This is a genomic window from Wolbachia endosymbiont of Phyllotreta cruciferae (assembly GCF_918697765.1).
Taxonomy (GTDB): domain Bacteria; phylum Pseudomonadota; class Alphaproteobacteria; order Rickettsiales; family Anaplasmataceae; genus Wolbachia; species Wolbachia pipientis.
On record NZ_OU953855.1, the window covers coordinates 1,486,852 to 1,505,495 of the forward strand.

The 18,644-nt window shown below is 35.9% G+C and carries 14 protein-coding genes, 2 tRNA genes and 3 pseudogenes; 9 read left to right on the forward strand and 10 right to left on the reverse strand.

Annotated features, from left to right (window positions below):
• The first annotated feature begins 52 nt into the window (after window positions 1–52).
• A pseudogene (ltrA, locus tag NL281_RS09320) lies at window positions 53–1,150 on the forward strand (group II intron reverse transcriptase/maturase).
• A 106-nt stretch (window positions 1,151–1,256) separates the two neighbouring features.
• Window positions 1,257–2,502 (forward strand): annotated as a pseudogene (locus NL281_RS06870) (IS4 family transposase).
• Between the two features lie 26 nt (window positions 2,503–2,528).
• Here the strand turns inward: NL281_RS06870 and NL281_RS06875 are convergent.
• A pseudogene (locus NL281_RS06875) lies at window positions 2,529–3,866 on the reverse strand (ComEC/Rec2 family competence protein); the annotation flags it as partial.
• 62 nt (window positions 3,867–3,928) lie between these two features.
• Between NL281_RS06875 and NL281_RS06880 the strand changes: the two are divergent.
• Window positions 3,929–4,005 (forward strand) — tRNA-Met (locus NL281_RS06880).
• Between the two features lie 3 nt (window positions 4,006–4,008).
• Here the strand turns inward: NL281_RS06880 and pdxH are convergent.
• A complete protein-coding gene (gene pdxH / locus NL281_RS06885; RefSeq protein ID WP_253303227.1) occupies window positions 4,009–4,602 on the reverse strand; it encodes a pyridoxamine 5'-phosphate oxidase in 594 nt (197 codons plus the stop codon).
• A gap of 16 nt (window positions 4,603–4,618) precedes the next feature.
• A complete protein-coding gene (gene mutM, locus NL281_RS06890) occupies window positions 4,619–5,434 on the reverse strand; it encodes a bifunctional DNA-formamidopyrimidine glycosylase/DNA-(apurinic or apyrimidinic site) lyase (protein WP_010963068.1) in 816 nt (271 codons plus the stop codon).
• A gap of 247 nt (window positions 5,435–5,681) precedes the next feature.
• Between mutM and NL281_RS06895 the strand changes: the two genes are divergently transcribed.
• Window positions 5,682–5,754, forward strand: a tRNA-Thr gene (locus NL281_RS06895).
• A 53-nt stretch (window positions 5,755–5,807) separates the two neighbouring features.
• On the opposite strand, the gene NL281_RS06900 is transcribed toward NL281_RS06895, so the two are convergent.
• The 4 genes from NL281_RS06900 to NL281_RS06915 all read right to left on the reverse strand — a co-directional run bounded on the left by NL281_RS06900 (window position 5,808) and on the right by NL281_RS06915 (window position 8,525).
• Entirely contained in the window at window positions 5,808–7,334 is a 1,527-nt protein-coding gene (locus tag NL281_RS06900) for an acyl-CoA carboxylase subunit beta (RefSeq protein WP_015589410.1), read from the reverse strand.
• Between the two features lie 107 nt (window positions 7,335–7,441).
• Complete coding sequence (locus tag NL281_RS06905) at window positions 7,442–7,744, reverse strand: hypothetical protein (RefSeq protein ID WP_231115838.1); 303 nt, start codon at window positions 7,742–7,744, stop codon at window positions 7,442–7,444.
• A 389-nt stretch (window positions 7,745–8,133) separates the two neighbouring features.
• A complete protein-coding gene (locus NL281_RS06910) occupies window positions 8,134–8,349 on the reverse strand; it encodes a hypothetical protein (RefSeq protein ID WP_233641024.1) in 216 nt (71 codons plus the stop codon).
• A gap of 32 nt (window positions 8,350–8,381) precedes the next feature.
• Window positions 8,382–8,525: a hypothetical protein gene (locus tag NL281_RS06915; protein ID WP_236514430.1), complete on the reverse strand. Its 144-nt coding sequence runs from the start codon at window positions 8,523–8,525 to the stop codon at window positions 8,382–8,384.
• An 840-nt stretch (window positions 8,526–9,365) separates the two neighbouring features.
• Here NL281_RS06915 and NL281_RS06920 point away from each other — a divergent pair.
• From NL281_RS06920 to NL281_RS06940, 5 genes are all read left to right on the forward strand, one after another.
• The gene (locus tag NL281_RS06920; protein ID WP_253303228.1) at window positions 9,366–10,235 is read left to right on the forward strand and encodes an IS982 family transposase; all 870 of its coding nucleotides are present in this window, start codon (window positions 9,366–9,368) and stop codon (window positions 10,233–10,235) included.
• A gap of 443 nt (window positions 10,236–10,678) precedes the next feature.
• On the forward strand, window positions 10,679–11,620 hold the full coding sequence (locus NL281_RS06925) for a hypothetical protein (RefSeq protein ID WP_253303229.1): 942 nt from the start codon (window positions 10,679–10,681) through the stop codon (window positions 11,618–11,620).
• Window positions 11,621–11,715: 95 nt separating this feature from the next.
• Entirely contained in the window at window positions 11,716–13,422 is a 1,707-nt protein-coding gene (gene argS / locus NL281_RS06930) for an arginine--tRNA ligase (RefSeq protein ID WP_253303230.1), read from the forward strand.
• A gap of 94 nt (window positions 13,423–13,516) precedes the next feature.
• On the forward strand, window positions 13,517–13,741 hold the full coding sequence (locus NL281_RS06935) for a hypothetical protein (RefSeq protein ID WP_010962565.1): 225 nt from the start codon (window positions 13,517–13,519) through the stop codon (window positions 13,739–13,741).
• Entirely contained in the window at window positions 13,722–14,021 is a 300-nt protein-coding gene (locus NL281_RS06940; RefSeq protein ID WP_010962566.1) for a type II toxin-antitoxin system RelE family toxin, read from the forward strand. Before NL281_RS06935 ends, NL281_RS06940 begins: the two co-directional genes overlap by 20 nt.
• Before the next feature lie 1,001 nt (window positions 14,022–15,022).
• Here the strand turns inward: NL281_RS06940 and NL281_RS06945 are convergent.
• From NL281_RS06945 to NL281_RS06955, 3 genes are all read right to left on the reverse strand, one after another.
• On the reverse strand, window positions 15,023–16,318 hold the full coding sequence (locus NL281_RS06945) for a Na+/H+ antiporter NhaC family protein (RefSeq protein ID WP_006280467.1): 1,296 nt from the start codon (window positions 16,316–16,318) through the stop codon (window positions 15,023–15,025).
• Between the two features lie 1,207 nt (window positions 16,319–17,525).
• Window positions 17,526–18,149: a heme ABC exporter ATP-binding protein CcmA gene (gene ccmA, locus NL281_RS06950; RefSeq protein WP_155968378.1), complete on the reverse strand. Its 624-nt coding sequence runs from the start codon at window positions 18,147–18,149 to the stop codon at window positions 17,526–17,528.
• A 3-nt stretch (window positions 18,150–18,152) separates the two neighbouring features.
• Window positions 18,153–18,584, reverse strand: coding sequence for a hypothetical protein (locus NL281_RS06955; protein ID WP_174515653.1), 432 nt, complete (start codon window positions 18,582–18,584; stop codon window positions 18,153–18,155).
• Window positions 18,585–18,644 lie beyond the last annotated feature (60 nt).

The window sequence follows — 18,644 nt, forward strand, 5'->3', positions numbered from 1 at the left end:
AGAAGCTTATGGAGAAAATCTTGAAGAGAAGCTCAACACTCTGGTGGATAGTATGAAAAGAAAGCGATATCAACCGCAACCAGTGAAAAGAGTATATATACCAAAAGCTGGAAGCAAAGAGAAACGCGGGCTTGGAGTACCGTCTACAGAAGATAAGTTAGTCCAGATAATGCTGAAGAAGATATTAGAAAATATTTATGAAGCTAACTTTCTGGATAACTCATATGGTTTTCGTCCTGGTAGAAGCTGTCATCAAGCGGTAAATGCACTAAATAAAGCAGTTATGTACAGACCAACTAACTATGTAGTAGAAGTTGATATCAAGAAATTCTTTGATAATGTCCAGCACAAATGGCTAATGAGATGCTTGAGAGAACGGATAACAGACCCAAACATACTGTGGTTAGTAAAACGATTTCTTAAGGCAGGAGTAGTCGAAGCAGGACATTATGAAGCAACTGAACTAGGCACACCTCAGGGGGGAATAGTAAGTCCTATACTAGCTAATATATAGTTGCATTATGTGCTGGATTTGTGGTTTGAAAAGAAATTCAAGCTAAGATCTAAAGGTTATATGGAGCTAGTTAGGTATGCAGACGATCACCTGATTTGCTGCGAAAGAGAAAAAGATGCTAGAGAACTCTTAGAGTCACTGAAACAAAGGCTAGGAAAATTTGGACTGGAAATATCTGAAGACAAAACAAGAATAGTAAAGTTTGGCAAAAAGGAGTGGCAACAAGGAATAAGGGAGAAACGAAAAACGGAAAGTTTCAACTTTCTAGGATTCACCCATTATGGTACAAGGAGTCGTAAAGGTAGAGTAATGGTAGGTCATAAAACCTCGAAAGAAAATCTATCTAGAAAACTTAAAGAAATCAAAGAATGGGTGAAAAAGATCCGAAATAAAGTTCACCTTAAAGATTGGTGGTCAATACTTAAAGCAAAACTAACAGGACACTATAACTACTTCGGAGTTAGCGGAAATTACCGGTGGTTGAATAAATTCTTCTGGCGGGTAATCAAGCTAGCGTATAAATGGATAAACCGACGTAGTCAGAAGAAGAGTATGAATTCAAAGCAATTTATACACTATCTACAAGTTAATCCATTACCAAAACCAAGAATATGCTACTCATTATATACAAAATAGGAAATGCTGTGAATACTACATTGTGGAGCCGTGTGCGGGAAAGCTGCAAGCACGGTTCTGGTGGGGGAGTCATAGCGATAAAACTTAATCAGGAGGATTTAAAACTATGACTTCTACCAAACAAAAAGGAAAAAATCTTATTCTACAAATTAAAAATATAATATACTCGAAAGCTTTTCAGAGAATCCATTGTGTTGGAAAAAACAGTTTTACACGAACAAGAAAACTTCCTTTTTCGACAGTATTTTCTATGATTTTAAAGTTAGTTAAAAAAAGTTTGGGAATAGAATGTGAACTTATGGAGCCATTGACATGTACCCTCAAAGCAAGCTTTTTCTAAAGCAAGGTATAAGATTTGTCATACAGGTTTTAAAGAATTTAAGCATCCAAACAGCCTATCAAGATGAGCCTGAGTTGGAGAGGCTATAGGCTTATTGAAGCAGATGGTTCTGGTATGAGATTACCCAGCTCTGAGGAAATTGTATCCGAGTTTGGCCGCTTTAAACCAAATGGAACAACAGGCACAATGCCACCATTGGCAATTTGTTTGTTGATTTGTGTACTTCGCTGATTTGTAGTGCTCGTCTTGCGGCTTGGAATATAGGTGAACAAACGTTGGCGGAAGAGCAATTACCCGAAGTTATCACTCAAATGCGTTCATTAAATCAAAAGAAATTATTATTTATCTATGATCGTCTTCAGTAAAATTCATTCAGCAGCATTATGATTTGGAAGTAGATTTTATTTTTCGCTTGCAAAAAAGAAATTATAGCAAGCTATGGGAACGAATTGCATCTGGAGAATTAGATTTCGATTTTATATTAGAAAATGAAAAGCTAAAAAATAAAATGAAAGGACAGAAAGTAAGAGTAATAGTGCTGACATTAGCCAACGGAGAAACAGAGGTATTGGTTACTTCACTTTTTGATCGAGAAAAATTTACTTTGGAAGATATCAGCAAAGCTTATGTATTAAGGTGGCATATAGAGGAGTGCTATAAACGACTCAAAATAGGTGCAGAGTTAGAGAATTTTTCTGGCGTAAATTTAGAGGCTGTATTACAAGAATTTTGGGCAAACTTAGTCATGTGTAATATATTGTCGCTTCATATGTGTGATGCACAAGGGCCTTGGAATCCAGATCAAATTGCTGAGTATCGTTTAAATTTTTCGGTTTTATTTGGTGTAATGAGGCAGAAACTCTATCAGGTACTTATTGCGCCAAAAAACTTTCAAGCCCTTTTTGATAGAGCAAGTATACGCGCTAAAGTTAAAATCCGACCGGGACGATTGTATAGCCGCGATAAGGTAGATAAGCCCAAACGCCATCATGTCTTTAGGAGAGTTTGCTAATGAAAGTTCTTAAGTTGACGCCATTGGCTGATCATTATCGACACAAAATATTTCATTATTTTTATTTTGAATAATTTATTAGCATTAATTTGATAACTGGCAACCAGTGCCAAAACAGCAGAAAATGACATCTGAAAGCCAGGCTTTAAAATTGCTTCTGGTTCTACTGAGAGTATCACTGAAGCAGCAAACGCAATTGCTATTAACCCTCGATATTTTCTCTCTATCATTATTGCAACGAGTACTAAAATCACCATGATGTAGGCACGCTGAGCAGAAATTTGCATACCGGTAATCAACAAATAAAACGTGGTTGGCAAGATAGTAAGGAATGCAGATATTTTCTTGGTGTTATACTTAAGAGTCAAAGTTTCAGATATTGCGAATAAATTACGAAACACTACAAAAAACAGACCAGCAACGAATGATAAATGCAAACCAGATATGGCAAACAAATGTGCTATACCTGAATCTCGTATCGCGTCCATAGTTTTTTGATCTATGCCATCTTTTTTACCGATCAGTAATGCAGAGATTATATCCGCATGTGGTTTCTTGATATTTTGCTGCAGGTTTTCATAAATGTATTGACGGAAAGATTCTATATATTCTTGAAATTTCCTTGCTTCAGCCTTTTTGTGCAGGGCTATTTTGCTTGTTGCAAAGCCTGTTGCACTTATTTTCTGGTAATATGCTATTCTTGCAAAATCGTATGCATACTCCGAGGGCGCAATCTTTAGAGGGAAGAGTTTTGCTGATAATTTTACTTGATCGCCTATTTTAATGCCTTTTTCCACTTTGGTTCTAACTGATATTCTGATGTTATCTAGAGCTCTATCCGGTGTCATTCCAGCGCGTGACGCTGGAATCCATATCTTTTTTTTCTGGATCCCAGTATCAAGTACTGGGATGACAAAAGGGGGCGCTGGGATGACAGGAGAGGATTTTGAGATAGTAGGGGATTTTTCAACAGAAAGCAGAAATTGTTTATATGAGCCCCTGTCGTTAATATCCTTCACTGTGGCAACGATATCTTTTACATATCTCTCTTTATCAAGAATTTGAGTATCAACTAAAGCTGTTCTTAATTTACTAGCTGTAAATCCTATGAGCACTGCAATTAAAGCGATACACAATATCGCGTACCTTTTATACAATATTGCAATCAAAATTAGTGTGGGTAAAAGCAAAAGAAAAATAGATATGCAGCTTGGTTCAAAACTTAGGGAAAAATAGGTTAGAATTCCTACACACTGAAAAACAGGAAACCACAGTATCAAGTTATATTGTTCATTGCGCAGATTGTTACGTATATAACTAACTATTATGTCAAGAAAAGTTAATAAGTGTGTCGATATTTGCATGTGGTGAAATTTTATTTTTCTTTTTTCATTATTTGTATATATAATAACTAAATAAGCAACGACGCGGGATGGAGCAGCTCGGTAGCTCATCAGGCTCATAACCTGAAGGTCGTAGGTTCAAATCCTACTCCCGCAACCATTTTTAAGGATATAGTTGTTCCACTTTCCAATCGCTTCCCTCAACAAGAGTGTATCTAAATCTAATATGCTTCCTATATTCACCTTCTTGCCAAAATTCAATTACTTTTGGGATTACGCAAAATCCCACCCAAAAATCAGGACGAGAAACTTGTGTATTGTGAAATTCTTTTTCCTTCAATTTTATAGCTTGCTCAAAATCTTGCCAATCTTTCAGAATGCTCGATTGTTTTGAGCACCATGCGCTAATTTGACTACCCAGCGCTCGAGAAGAGAAGTATTTGTCAGTTCTTTCATCGTTTAGAAGTTTAACCTCTCCTTCAATTCGCACTTGCCTAGCAAATTCTATCCAATGAAACACTAACGCAGCTTTGGGGTTCTCGGTCAATTCTTTTCCTTTTCTACTATTTATGTTAGTGAAGAACACAAAACCTTCTTTGCTGTATTCCTTTAGTAATACTACTCTTGCAGATGGAATACAGTCTTTGCTACAAGTTGCTAGCGTCATTGCAGTTGGTTGTTTACACGGAGAATTAAGTACTGCTTTGTACCACTTTGAAAACAAATCAAATGGATCTTTTTCAGGTGAAAATATCATATCAAAAAATAAAATCTTAATTCTGGCACGCGTTGCAAAAATAAGTGCTACGGCCATTTTGTCGTATAAGTGTTATGATATTATTGCAAATCTTGCAAGGTTTTTGAACTTTACCATATACGTAAAAGTTATTTTGAAAGTATCCAGCAGATCCAGATGGCTGTGCATAATCTTTCAGTGTTGAACCACCTGCAGCAATTGCATCACTCAGAGTATTTTTTATTTCAGCAGCAAGTTTTTCGCACTCTCTATAGGTCAAGTTTTTTGCTGACCTGAGTGGTGATATACGGGCTCTAAACAAGCTCTCAGAAGCATATATGTTGCCTACGCCAACTATTGATTTATTGTCCATTAACGCTGATTTGATATTCACTTTTTTGTTTTTCAGCAACTCCTGTAAATAGTCTCCACTGAATTCATCCGTGAGGGGCTCTATTCCAAAATCGCTAAAAAAATCCGTTTCTTGTTCTTTATTTAAAACGATAACTAATCCAAATCTTCTTGGGTCATTAAAAATTATTGAAGTATTGTCAGAAAATAAAAATACCACGTGATCATGCTTATTCCGCATTTGATCGTGGTCAGCATATATAAGCTTTCCGCTCATGCCAAGATGTATGATTACAGCCACACTACCATCTGTATTCCAGATGGTATACTTACCTCTACGCTTGATGTTGCGTATGACTTTGCCCTTTAGCATATCATCAATATTTTTTGTTATTGGGGCACGTAAATTCCAATTATTCACTATAACATTACTGATTTGCTTGTTTTTAATTTTATCAAGCAAAAAATTAGAGATTACTTCCACTTCCGGTAGTTCTGGCATGATACCTCCTTCAAAACTTAAGTTTCTGATGGTAATTTTGTCGTTCTCAAATACATTCGAGTATTCTGCGGTGCTTTCTCCTAAAAATTCCTCACCACAAACGAGTTTTGAAAGGGTTCTCTGTCTACTCTGTTGCTGCTTTTTTCTTTTCAAAATATTTTGCTTTAAAGCTTTTGCCAATCTTTTTCTCTCTTCTTCTTTTTCCTTATTCTTTTTTGTGTTATTCATTATCATAATATATAAACTTGCCGTTGTAGCTCAGGTGGTAGAGTACGTCATTGGTAATGACGAGGTCCCAAGTTCGAGTCTTGGTAACGGCACACTGATTATACTTATAATATTGCATAACTTGTAAGCAAGGCTTAGAAGAAAGTTACAGAGGTAAGTTGTCATGCTTTTTCCATATCCTTTCTACCTTCTTGTTTTTGAGTAGCTCTAATGCTTTACAAAAGTGATACCTTGTTTTACTTGGCACTATAATGTCATCAATGTATCCATATGATGCAGCAAAAAATGGGTTAGCAAATTTTTCTTTATATTCTTTAATTAACGTTTGCTGATCTTTTTCGTGTCGAAATATAATCTCAACTGCACTTTCAGGGCCCATCACAGCTATTTCAGCAGTTGGCCAGGCATAATTTATATCACCTTTTAGATGTTTCGAATTCATAACAATGTATGCACCACCATACGCTTTTCTAGTGATAAGGCTAATTTTCGGCACGGTCGCTTCAGCGTAAGCGTAAAGCAGTTTCGCTCCGTGTTGTATTATATTATTGTATTCTTGATTTGTACCCGGCAAAAATCCTGGAACATCAATAAGTGTGATGATCGGAATGTTAAATGCGTCACAAAACCTTACAAACCTCGCAGCTTTTCTTGAAGAATCAATATCCAAACATCCTGCAAGGTGCATAGGTTGATTTGCAACAATACCGACAGTATTTCCTCCAATTCTACCAAAACCAGTTATGATATTACGAGCAAAATCAGGTTTCAGTTCAAAGAAATTCCTTTCATCACAAACTTTTTCAATGAGTTCATACATATCATAAGGAGTATTAGGATTGGTAGGAATTAGAGTGTTTAAGGATTCATCAATGTCATCAACATCATTACAGATTGGTGCAGATTTTGGTGATTCTTGATTATTTGCTGGTAAGAAAGTAAAGAATTCACGCATTTTTAGCAGCATTTCAACATCATTATTGAATGCAAAATCCGCTACTCCTGTTTTGCTTGTATGAATTTTTGCTCCACCGAGGTCTTCGAAACTTACATCTTCGTAGGTAACCTTTTTTACTACATCTGGCCCGGTTATAAACATATATGAACTGTTTTTCACCATGAAAGTAAAGTCAGTTAATGCTGGGGAATAAACTGCACCTCCTGCACATGGGCCCATAATTAAAGAAATTTGTGGTATAACACCCGATGCATTTACGTTTCTTTGAAAAATTTCTCCATAACCAGCAAGAGAATTTACTCCTTCCTGAATTCTGGCTCCACCAGAATCATTTAGTCCGATAATTGGAACTCTGGCATTAATTGCCATATCCATAATTTTGCATATTTTTTTTGCATGTGACGCACCAAGTGAACCACCAAAGACAGTAAAATCCTGAGAATAAACAAAAACTTTTCTGCCATAAATAGTACCATGACCAATCACTACCCCATCACCTAAAAAATTAGCATTTTGCATGCCAAAATCATTTGCATGATGTTTTACGAATTTATCGTATTCTGCAAAAGAACTTTCATCGAGCAATATACTGAGCCTTTCTCTAGCAGTTAATTTCCCTTTTTCATGTTGTTTGGTAATCCTGTCAGAACCGCCTCCTTTTTCAGCTTCTAGTGCTTTGGTTTTTAGATTTTCTAGTATTTTAAAGTCTTGCATACAATAAAGTAGTTTTCAAATTAGTTGTAGACTTTATTAAGTTTACAAACCCTACTAACTATACACATACACTATTGCTATATGCAACAATGTATGTATGATAATTGTTAATGCTCTGGTGATTCATGGTCACTACTTTGAAAATGTTGCGATGTGTCAACACTTTTCATATTAGAAAGAGGTGGACTAACTGCACTGCTTTTCGTTTGTGCAAAACTTTTAGCAGCTTCAACAACCTTGCTTATACGAGGTTCTTTTTCTAGCTCTTTTAGGTACTTTGAGAAGATTTCACAACTTTTGTCATCCATATGTACCATTATTTTACCAAAACTTTCAGCTTTTTCAGAAGATAAAATCATTTCGATCTTTTCATCGCCTACCCTAAAGGTCATTTTTACTTTGCCTTGCATATCATGATATTGCCAGCTTTTTATTCAGATTAGATTATCTCCTTCTCCTATTCGCAATGCACCATATTCTAAGTCCTTAAATTCTTACTATTACCCACAAATAAAAACATAGTATTGTATTTACTCAAATAATTTAATTTTATTAACCTGAAAGCTTATTAGATTAAAATTATTAAACTAAGAGTTATAATTTTAGCAACTAAAAGCTGTAAATTGCACCATATAAACAGTTATTTCAAGCAAAAGTTATGCCATTAAGAGCTATGCAACAAACATTTATATTTGTGGGTAATAGTAAGCCTTAAATTCCGGGGAGTTCATAAATTTTGCAGGAGTGATCACACTTTTTTCTGGACACTGTACATAATAAAATTTATTATCTCTTTCTACTACAATTCCTTTTTTTTGTCATTTTCAATACTATCACTTACAATTTGTTTTAGACGTGACAAATATTCGCCGCGTTCTTTCAGTATATCTTCTGGCAATAATCTCCGAACTTCTTGGCTCACATCAGTGCCTGTTGAAACTAGATTAAACATTTCTAACATAAGAGGCCGTAGTTTTTCTTTTCCAGTCTCAGTAACATTTTTATCTTGCTCCATGAGGTGGTATAAGACCAGTATCGAATAATCTATTATTGATGACTTTTTTCTCCTTGGAATACATCAACACTAAACATGACCTTGTGCTTTTTTGCATCGTCTATAGATTTTTGAAGTCTCTTTGCTATGTTTTCGATAGCTTCATCATTAGGTAAGTGTTCAGGCAATGGCGTCAACTTAAGGAAAAATATCAGCGATAGTGTATAAAATTTCTCTCTAAAACTTTTACCATTAAATTATCCAGAAGCCGCAGGAAACAGCACTTTTGTTTCTATTTTATTTCAACAAAGAAGTTTAAAATGTGTCCTTTTTAGGTGAAACATGCGTGCGCCAAGCAAAGTGCGTAAAGTCCAGTTGGTGAAAATCCAACCCAGGCAAAGCCTAGCCAGCAGGCTGGAACAAACCACTATGCTGCGTAAGGTAACGAGCGTAGTAAAGCTAGTGGAATGGACAACACAGGGTACAACGAAAGTGAAGGTATTGAGTCCCGAAATTCTCGATGTCATAGAGGTCGACACGTTGCATATAGTGGAAGACAGCAAGAAGGGTAACAATAGGGCAAGTTATCACTCACTCTATCGGGATCTGAGGCCGTATCACGTGTTGAGATGGAGTTTACGTAAACTTGGGAGATCCTTTGTATTCCTATTAAGGTACGTTGGAACAAGTCAACAAAGGCGAGTACTGACGGAAGATATAAAGGAAGTCGGACTGATTGATAGTACTCAGAGTGTGGGAAAGCCACATACAAGGGGAAGCGGTCAGCAATATAGTGACTGGTTTAGGAATTGCTATGCCAATACAACGGAGGTTGGAATAACGTGCAAAGAAAACTAAATCAGATAGCAGTAAGAGCCAGGCAAGATAAACGATTGAAATTTAATCGTTAATTCATCTGATAAACGCAGAGAATCTTGCTGAATGTTATAAAACGCGAATTCTGGATTAAAGGAGAATAGAAAAGGCAAGAAAACAGGGTAAACTCAGCAGTTATAAAAAAATAGATGAGGTTACCCATGGAAGATATAACAAAACTGTTTTGTTTGGTCGATGATTTTTGCAGAGATATAGAGAAAAATTTTGCAGGTAAACTACTGCCAAATGGTAAAAAACCCACAAGAATAACGGAAATTGAGCACTCCGAAATCATGACAATAATCCTGCTATATCAACAATCTCCGTGTAAAAATTTCAAAACTTTCTACCTACATTACCTAACGTTGCTCTACAAATCAGAGTTTCCAAAGTTGCCTTCATATACCAGGTTTGTTGCTCTAAAGCCTAGGGTTTTGTGGCATTTAGCAATGTTGTTGCATTGGCTTTGTGGACAGTCAGAAAACACTGGAATTTCATATATAGACACAACTCCCATTGCAGTTTGTCATGCAAAAAGAATATCCAAAAACAAAGTTTTTGCTGGAATTGCAAAATTAAGCAAGAGTACTTACGGCTGGTTTTTTGGTTTCAAATTACATATGGTAATCAATGAAAATGGTGAAATTCATGCACTTACGCTAACAAAAGGCAATGTTGATGATAGGATACCTGTGCCAAATCTGACGGGAAAATTAACCGGCCTTTTGTTTGGTGACAAAGGTTATATTGCAAAAGAGCTTTTTCAGAAGCTGTTTGACCGAGGTTTGAAACTTGTTACCAAGGTGAAAAAAGGTATGAAAAATGCATTAATTTCGCTAAATGAGAAGATTTTACTGAGAAAAAGGTCTATCATTGAGACTGTTTTTGGTTACCTAAAAAATAGACTAGAAATTGAACACACTCGCCATAGATCCCCTGTTAATTTTTTGGTTCATATCTTTTCTACTCTCATTTCCTATTCCATCAAATCCAAAAAGCCTTCTATTTCCTATACTTTCTTCCTTCCTTAGTCCAGAATTCGCGTTGATGATATTATTGATATTGAGACCCAAAAGCCAACAGGCTACAAGTTTAAAGAATGTGCAGAAATTATTCAGAATGCTAAAAACAACCTTCAGGTTATAGATGGTAAACTTGTGGGCAGTTGTGAAAACAATTCTGTATGTGATAAATGTGTAGAAGTAATAAACTCTTCTATATTAGATGCAAAAAGTGCTGAAGCCTTTTTTTCTACCCACAATATGTCAGTGTTAGAAGGCACTGTTCATATTATATAAAAGTAATACAATGTGTACATTGTTAGTACACGCTTCCATCTTATGGTTAATTTTTTAATAATTTTATTTACTAATGGAGATATTTTATGCCAACGAATACTTTTTCTTGTCCGAATCAAAAAAATGCAAATCATGTACGTATATTGCCACTTGATACGTGCTATGTCAGTGATAAGTTGAAAATTAATTTGTTCACAAAGTTGGATGATTGTAAAGTCAATAAGAGTAAGTTGATTTATGATAAATGCGGTAAAGATCTTAAGTGTAAGATTGATGATAAGACTATGAATGAACTGAAAAAATGTTTTAAGTTTGAGATTGATGATAAGACTATGAATGAACTGAAAAAATGTTTTAAGTTTGAGATTGATGATAAGACTAAAAATGAACTGAAAGAAAATATTAAGAATGAACTGGAGAAAGGTCTTAAGTTTGAGATTGATGATAAGACTAAGAATGAACTGAAAGAAAATATTAAGAATGAACTGGAGAAAGGTCTTAAGTGTGAAATTGATGATAAGACTATGAATGAACTAAAAGAAAATATTAAGAATGAACTGGAGAAAAGTCTTAAGTTTGAGATTGGTGATAAGACTAAGAATGAACTGAAAGAAAATATTAAGAATGAACTGGAGAAAGGTCTTAAGTGTGAAATTGATGATAAGACTAAGAATGAACTAAAAGAAAATATTAAGAATGAACTGGAGAAAAGTCTTAAGTTTGAGATTGGTGATAAGACTAAGAATGAACTGAAAGAAAATATTAAGAATGAACTGGAGAAAGGTCTTAAGTGTGAAATTGATGATAAGACTAAGAATGAACTAAAAGAAAATATTAAGAATGAACTGGAGAAAAGTCTTAAGTTTGAGATTGATGATAAGACTAAGAATGAACTGAAAGAAAATATTAAGAATGAACTAAAGAAAGAGAAAGAGCCTGATGATGTTAAAGAACCTGATGGTGTTAAAGAACCTGATGATGTTAAAGAGCCCGATGCTGTTAAAGAGCCTGATGATGTTAAAGAACCTGATGATGTTGAAGAGCCTGATGCTGGTAATGATGGTTACAGTGAAGGTATGGCTTTCTCTTACCATGGTTACGGCAACGACTTAATATAAACTCTGATCCAGGAAAATAAAATAGTTAAGATAAACCTTCAACTAGCCCCACTTATTCGCTATATTGTTGGAGGTTTTCATAGTTTTTCTAGTTGATGAACATTTTCAAAAGGGCTTCTTCCTTAATTTTGAGTAAATTAAACGAGTTGAAGCAAAGGGGTATTATAAATACAGATACAACAAACTTTATCGTAGAACCCCCAAGTAACAGAGCACATGGAGACATTTACACAAACGTTGCTATGGTACTCGCAAAGCATGAAAAGAAGAATCCCATTGAAATTGCAGAGGTTTTAGCCAAAGAATTTGAACTTTTTGATGAAGTTGCAAAAGTGGAAATAGCGGGCCCTGGTTTCATCAACATACACTTAAAAATAAAAGTATGGCATGGGATTTTAAAACAAATAAATGAGCTAAAAACAGAGTTTGGCACCCTAGATATAGGGAACAATCAGGCCATCAATGTTGAATTTGTATCTGCAAATCCAACTGGTCCACTGCATATTGGTCATGCAAGAGGGGCAGTATTTGGTGACGTTCTGGCAAATTTATTGAAAAAAGTTGGTTATAAAGTTACTAAGGAATACTATATTAACGATGCTGGAGCGCAGATAGATACACTAATAAAGTCAGTATATCTGCGGTACAAAGAAGCTCTGGGAGAAAAAATCAGTATAGAAAAAGGTTTATACCCAGGTGAATATTTAAAACCGATAGGGGAGGAGCTGGCTAAAAAATATGGCGCAGAGCTTCTAGAAAAGCAAGATAATCAAGTGATTAGAGACTATACTTTAAGTTCTATCTTAGAAATCATAAAGGAAGACATGAACTTACTTGGAGTAAATCATGATGTTTTTACTTCAGAGTATGAGCTACAAAAAAGTGGCAAAATTGAAGAGAGTATAAAGATATTGTCTGACAAGGGTCTAGTGTATGAAGGGTACCTGGAGAAACCAAAAGGCAAAGAAAGCGAAAATTGGACTTCCAGAAAAGAGATGCTATTTCGCTCTACAAAATTTGGTGATGACGTTGACCGTGCATTGAAGAAAGAGGACGGCAGTTGGACTTATTTTGCCTCGGATATCGCTTACCATTTTGATAAGATATCGCGTGGTTTTAACAATATGATCGTAGAGCTTGGTAGTGACCACGGCGGTTATGTCAAAAGACTTAAAGCAGTCGTCTCTGCGCTAAGTGATGATCAAGCAAAAATAGAGGTAAAACTGCATAATATTGTGAATTTTTTCGAGAATGGCAAACCTGTTAAGATGTCCAAAAGATCAGGAAATTTCCTCACAGCAAGGGATGTAGTGGAAGAAGTTGGCAGGGACATAACTCGTTTTATAATGCTAACACGCAAGAATGATATGGTCTTGGACTTTGATTTTGCTAAAGTTAAAGAACAGTCAAAAGACAACCCTATTTTTTACGTGCAATATGCGCATGCTCGTGCTCATTCGTTAATGCGTAATGCTCCAAAAGAGCTCCCAACAGCAGACCCTTCATTTTTAAAGACCGATGGGGAGCTCTTCCTCATAAAAACCTTAGCAAAGTGGCCAGATGTAGTAGAAACAGCGGCAAGGCTTTGTGAGCCACACAGAATTACTTTTTACTTACTTGAAGTTGCAGAAGCATTTCACGTTTTATGGGGGTATGGCAAGAGTGATTTAAACATGCGTTTTATACTGGAAGACAACTTAAACCTCACCGCTGCAAGAATGTTTCTCGTGCAAGCCTTAGCACACGTCATCGCTTCTGGACTTTCTATCTTCAATATAGAGCCTTTGGAAGAGATGAGTTGATTTTTTTATGCAAGATTGTTTTTTCAACGAATAGAGAAGTTGACAAAATTAAGTAAAAATGTTATAGTTTATAGTAGTATTTTCTGGTTAATATATGGCTCACAGTCAAAAAAAGCTCAATGTTAATGTAAGTTTTGACAGTAAATTGGCTCAGTATCTTACAGAAATGGCAGAGACTCAAAATAAAACTATTCCTGAAGTTTTAGTAGATTTAGTGGAAGAAGAGTTCGAAGAAGATGTAGAGCTATCCAAAATAGCTGACGATCGCCTCTCTGAAGGTGAAGAAGAAGTAGAGGATGATGAAAACATCTGGAAATAAAACTTACACTATAAAATTCTTAAAAAATGTTATTGAAAAAGAAATTCCAGCTCTTCCGGCAAAGATTAAATTAATGGTTCAGGAGGCCATAAAGAAACGCCTTACAGTTGATCCTTTTAATCTAGGAAAGCCTTTATGTCATAGCTTTAGAGGGCAATATAGGATAAGGGTTAGCAACTACCGTATAATTTACATCATAAATCATTCAGAACGTAAAGTACTTATTACTGCAGTGGGGTATAGAAAAAACATTTACAAACACAGAAGATTACACAATTAAAAATATAAGAAAGATCTCACCGCTGCAACTTGTCCAAGCCTTAGCACACGTCATTGCTTCTGGACTTTCTATCTTTAATATAGAGCCGTTAGAAGAAATGAGTTGATTTTTTTTTGTTACAATATGTAATGATCAAAATATTATTCAAAGTAGGGTAAAGTTATGACGATCAGTTTTAGGGAGTATTCAACTGTATTCACTGAAGTTGCGGAACAGACAGATTTAAATGGAAATAACATAATTGAAAGAATAAAAGGGCATTAGCATAGATCCCGCTAACAAGCAGCGGGATGACGGTTGTCAGGGTGTCAGGCTAGTACCTTCTCTTGTCATCCCAGTGCCCAGACACTGGGATCCAGAAAAGTTTGCTTGTGAACAAGCAAACTAGCATGGAAAGTGGTTACAACATTTTCGATGAGATTATATGGAAAACTGTATTCCAGTGTCAAGCACTGGAATACATCACAGGGGCACTGGAATGACACCCTTTACGGGCTCTTAAATTGCAACTATAAATGTTTAAGAAATTTACCAAATGAAAAAAAAGGCAAAAGAAGCCCCATGGTGGTTGGCTATTTACCATGTACTAAAATACCGGCGTTTTTTTTATTCTAAAACGCTTGATTAAGAGCGATTTAGCTGCTTTTAACTTGCAACTAACCTACACCGCAAGTGTTTAAGAAATTTACTAAGCAGGAAAAAAGGCAAAGAAACCCCGTAGTAGCTAGCATTCAAATTCTCCCTTGTCAATTTGACGTTTTTTGCTGTCTTAAACGCTTTGTAAGCGCGTTTCGGCTTATATAGATGAAAACCTAAAAATTTTTAAAGACATGCGATGCACGTAGTGCGAAAAATTAAACATGAGACGCCAAATACCCTAAGTTTTTTGTCATTAACCTGCACAGATTGCGAAGATAAATAAATAGCTTCAGTTTCATGATAAGGGGGTTGGCGAAGGGTGTCAAGTAATTCCGTTCCTTATGGGTAAAAAAAGAGAAACTCTAAGTTGCAGCCGCACAATGTTTCTCTTTTCTGCTGTTGATGATTATTTCGCCTATTGTAACTGCCGCTAGAATAAAGCAATAATATACCTGTGTTAATAAAGAAATAGGTGATACAGAGGCGATGCTACCTGCTAGCAATAGTTGGGAACCATAAGGTAAGATACCTTTTGTAGCACAAGCAAAAACATCTAATAAGTATGCGCTGCGATGTGGTGCAATACTGTGTTTTTGTGCAAGCCTTTTTGCAATGCCACCACTTAGTAAAATAGCAATGGTATTATTGGCAACTAAGGTAGTAAACATAGACGCAATTCCTGCTATCACAAATTCAGCTTTAGTTTTTGTGATATTGCTTTCATCGATGAGTTTATGCAACGCTTTTTGACCTTGCTTGTACATTATATGGCTCAATCCACCGATAAATAGAGCAAATATCACTATTTCGTTTACTTTTTTGAAACCGTCATACACGTCATGAGGAAATTGAATGATAGCATAGTCAAAAAAAGTTATTCCTAGCACACCAGCAATAATTATGTTTATAGTTATTGTTACTAAAGTGGCGACTTCAAGCAGCCCCATGATTATTAAAGAAATGTAAGGAATAATTTTTATTATAGAATAATAATCTAAATTTGATATAGAAATAATTTTTGTACTATTTGAGGCAACTGCTAGGTAGATGAGTGTTATAATGCTGGCAATAAGTGCAACTTTAGAGTTCATTTTAAGTTTATCTTTTGCTGAAGCTTCCTGTGAAGAAACAGATGCAATGGTGGTATCAGATATCATCGAAAGGTTATCGCCAAACACGGCACCACCTACTACAGTTGCAGTTCCTATTTCGAGACCAAAAGCTCCACTTTTTGCCAGATTAACAGCTATAGGTACCATCAGCGCAACAACTCCCATAGATGTGCCAATTGCAGTTGAAATAAAAGCAGAAGCCAAAAATACTCCAGGTAGCAGTAATCTTGCTGGAAGGAAATTAAGAATTAAATTAGCAACAGTGTCTGCGCTACCGATTGATTGAGTCACCGCAGAAAATGCTCCAGAAAATAAAAAAATTAAACACATAGTAAGGGTGTTTTTGTCACCCATGCCCTTGATAACAGTATCGATGTTATGCTGAATTTTATTTGTACCACGTGAGACAGCAAAAAATAGTGCTGGTAATAAGCAGATTACTGGTGAAACCTGATGAAGTGGATTATCAGTTCCGATAAAAGAAAAATAAGCACCACTTCCAAGATACAAGATTAAAAAAATAATCAAGGGGACAAAAGCTGTCATTTTACTGTACCTAAACTTATAACTATAACTAATTAAGTGGTTTTAAGCAAGTTTGGTTTTCACTAGTTCTACAGGAAGTCAATAGCAGAGTTTTAAACTTCATATTTAATCTACTAAATAAATAGCATATGTAGCTTATTGCTTGACAATAGGATCTAATTGTTGTCTAGATTCCAGCATCACGCGCACAACTGTACGAACATTTGTTTGCGAAGAAATGTTATAGCTGGTTTTGCCTCAAACACAAAGATGTCATCCGAGTAGCTAACTACTTGGATCCAGAAAATTTTGCTGCGAGTAAGCAAATTTGTTTGGTGAGCATAGAAAGTGGAATGTGTAAGCGCAGCCTCAACAGGTTGTCATCCAAGTAGCTGACTACTTGGATCCAGATTGGATACTGAGTTGGTGAGTATAAAAGTATAGCTAACGCGAGCTCTACGTCATACCGCCGCAGAATAATTAACCGTCATACCGCGATTCATTCGCAGTATCCCTTCGCGGTATCCCTTAGCCGCTAACAAGCAGCGGGATGACGAGCTTATCGTCATGCCACCGCGAACCGTCATACCGCGAATGAATCGCGGTATCTCTAGATCCCGCTAACAAGCAGCGGGATGACGAGCTTATCGTCATGCCACCGCGAACCGTCATACCGCGAATGAATCGCGGTATCTCTAGATCCCGCTAACAAGCAGCGGGATGACGGTTGTCGTTTAGCCATAAACATTAAGGAATTTACCAAATGAAAAAAAAGGCAAAAGAAGCCCCGTGGTGGTTGGCTATTTACTATGTACTAAAATATCGGCGTTTTTTTTATTCTAAAACGCTTGATTAAGAGCGATTTAGCTGCTTTTAACTTGCAACTAACCTACACCGCAAGTGTTTAAGAAATTTACTAAGCAGGAAAAAAGGCAAAGAAACCCCATAGTAGCTAGCATTCAAATTCTCCCTTGTCAATTTGACGTTTTTTGCTGTCTTAAACGCTTTGTAAGCGCGTTTCGGCTTATATAGGTAAAAACCTAAAAATTTTTAAAGACATGCGATGCACGTAGTGCGAAAAATTAAACATGAGACGCCAAATACCCTAAGTTTTTTGTCATTAACCTGCACAGATTGCGAAGATAAATAAATAGCTTCAGTTTTATGATAAGGGAGCTGGCGGAGTTTGTCAAGTAAGTTTTTTATTTCTAGCGGTTGTTGCCAAAAACTATACAAGAAGTCTATTGAAATTACGTATATCAATCGTTGTAAAATCACACAATTGCTCTGTAGAGCTATGCCCTGTAATAATTACTATACCATTTTGCTCAGAGCGTATTGAGATTAGGTTCAGCACTAATTCACACGTTGCACTATCAAGATTACAAAATGGTTCATCTATCAGCCAAACGTTTGCATTAGAAATCAAGAGGCGAGCAAGCGCAACTCTCCTTTTCCAGCCTGCAGAAAGTTCGCCATATCTAATATTAAGTACAGGTTGCAACTGCAAGCAACAAATAGCTGCCACAATCAATTCTCTAGTATTTCGTATTCCTGCCCAGAATTCTACGTTTTGAGCAACAGTTAAGCTATCTTTACAGGCATTCTTATGGCCTATATAGACCATAGAAGGTATATAGGATTTTGGATCATCATATATATCTTTTCCGCAGTGCCTTATATTGCCTGATACCGGCGGTAAAAGTCCAGATAAACTTCTAATTAAGCTGGTTTTACCACTACCATTTGGACCAGTGATTAGAATCTTTGATTTTAGCTCAGCTTTAAAACTGAGATTCTTAAATAGTACCTTATTATTACGAGCGCAGGATAAATTTTCACATTCAAGCATGGATTATCTGCCCTTCCCCTTATGTTTACCTTGAGTTGAAGCCTGAGCTTTTACAAACAGCTCCCAAAATCCTTTCTGTCCGCCTTCTCTATGTATCAATTGTGCAAAACGCTGCATTAAACCATTACCCATCATAACCATCTTTGTCCATTTACCTACCGGTTTTGCTATGTCAACTATTTCTGGATCTTCTTTATAAACTTGCACATCTTTTTGTTTCTCGCGTAGCGTTTCTTGTTGTTTCATCAACTCTTTTTGCTTATTTTTTTGATATAATTCATTGAATTTTCTGTCTTCTTCCCACTCTTCTTTAAAAACTTTTCTAGGAAATATGATTTTTCTAATGCGATTTTTGTATATTTTTCTCAAAAAGAGAAATACTGCAGCTACAGCAAGTAATGTTACGCTATATAATATGATCTGTGTAAGTGGCATTTCCTGTATCTAATTCATTAAAAATACCCTTACTATTATACCATAATTATAGAAATTGTG

What these genes read in the sequence shown, in the direction of transcription:
- pdxH (WP_253303227.1), bottom strand. Translation starts at nt 4,602, where the DNA reads ATGATATTTTCACCTGAAAAAGATCCATTTGATTTGTTTTCAAAGTGG.
- mutM (WP_010963068.1), bottom strand. Translation starts at nt 5,434, where the DNA reads ATGCCAGAACTACCGGAAGTGGAAGTAATCTCTAATTTTTTGCTTGAT.
- NL281_RS06900 (WP_015589410.1), bottom strand. Translation starts at nt 7,334, where the DNA reads ATGCAAGACTTTAAAATACTAGAAAATCTAAAAACCAAAGCACTAGAA.
- NL281_RS06905 (WP_231115838.1), bottom strand. Translation starts at nt 7,744, where the DNA reads ATGCAAGGCAAAGTAAAAATGACCTTTAGGGTAGGCGATGAAAAGATC.
- NL281_RS06910 (WP_233641024.1), bottom strand. Translation starts at nt 8,349, where the DNA reads ATGGAGCAAGATAAAAATGTTACTGAGACTGGAAAAGAAAAACTACGG.
- NL281_RS06920 (WP_253303228.1), top strand. Translation starts at nt 9,366, where the DNA reads ATGGAAGATATAACAAAACTGTTTTGTTTGGTCGATGATTTTTGCAGA.
- argS (WP_253303230.1), top strand. Translation starts at nt 11,716, where the DNA reads ATGAACATTTTCAAAAGGGCTTCTTCCTTAATTTTGAGTAAATTAAAC.
- NL281_RS06935 (WP_010962565.1), top strand. Translation starts at nt 13,517, where the DNA reads ATGGCTCACAGTCAAAAAAAGCTCAATGTTAATGTAAGTTTTGACAGT.
- NL281_RS06940 (WP_010962566.1), top strand. Translation starts at nt 13,722, where the DNA reads ATGAAAACATCTGGAAATAAAACTTACACTATAAAATTCTTAAAAAAT.
- NL281_RS06945 (WP_006280467.1), bottom strand. Translation starts at nt 16,318, where the DNA reads ATGACAGCTTTTGTCCCCTTGATTATTTTTTTAATCTTGTATCTTGGA.
- ccmA (WP_155968378.1), bottom strand. Translation starts at nt 18,149, where the DNA reads ATGCTTGAATGTGAAAATTTATCCTGCGCTCGTAATAATAAGGTACTA.
- NL281_RS06955 (WP_174515653.1), bottom strand. Translation starts at nt 18,584, where the DNA reads ATGCCACTTACACAGATCATATTATATAGCGTAACATTACTTGCTGTA.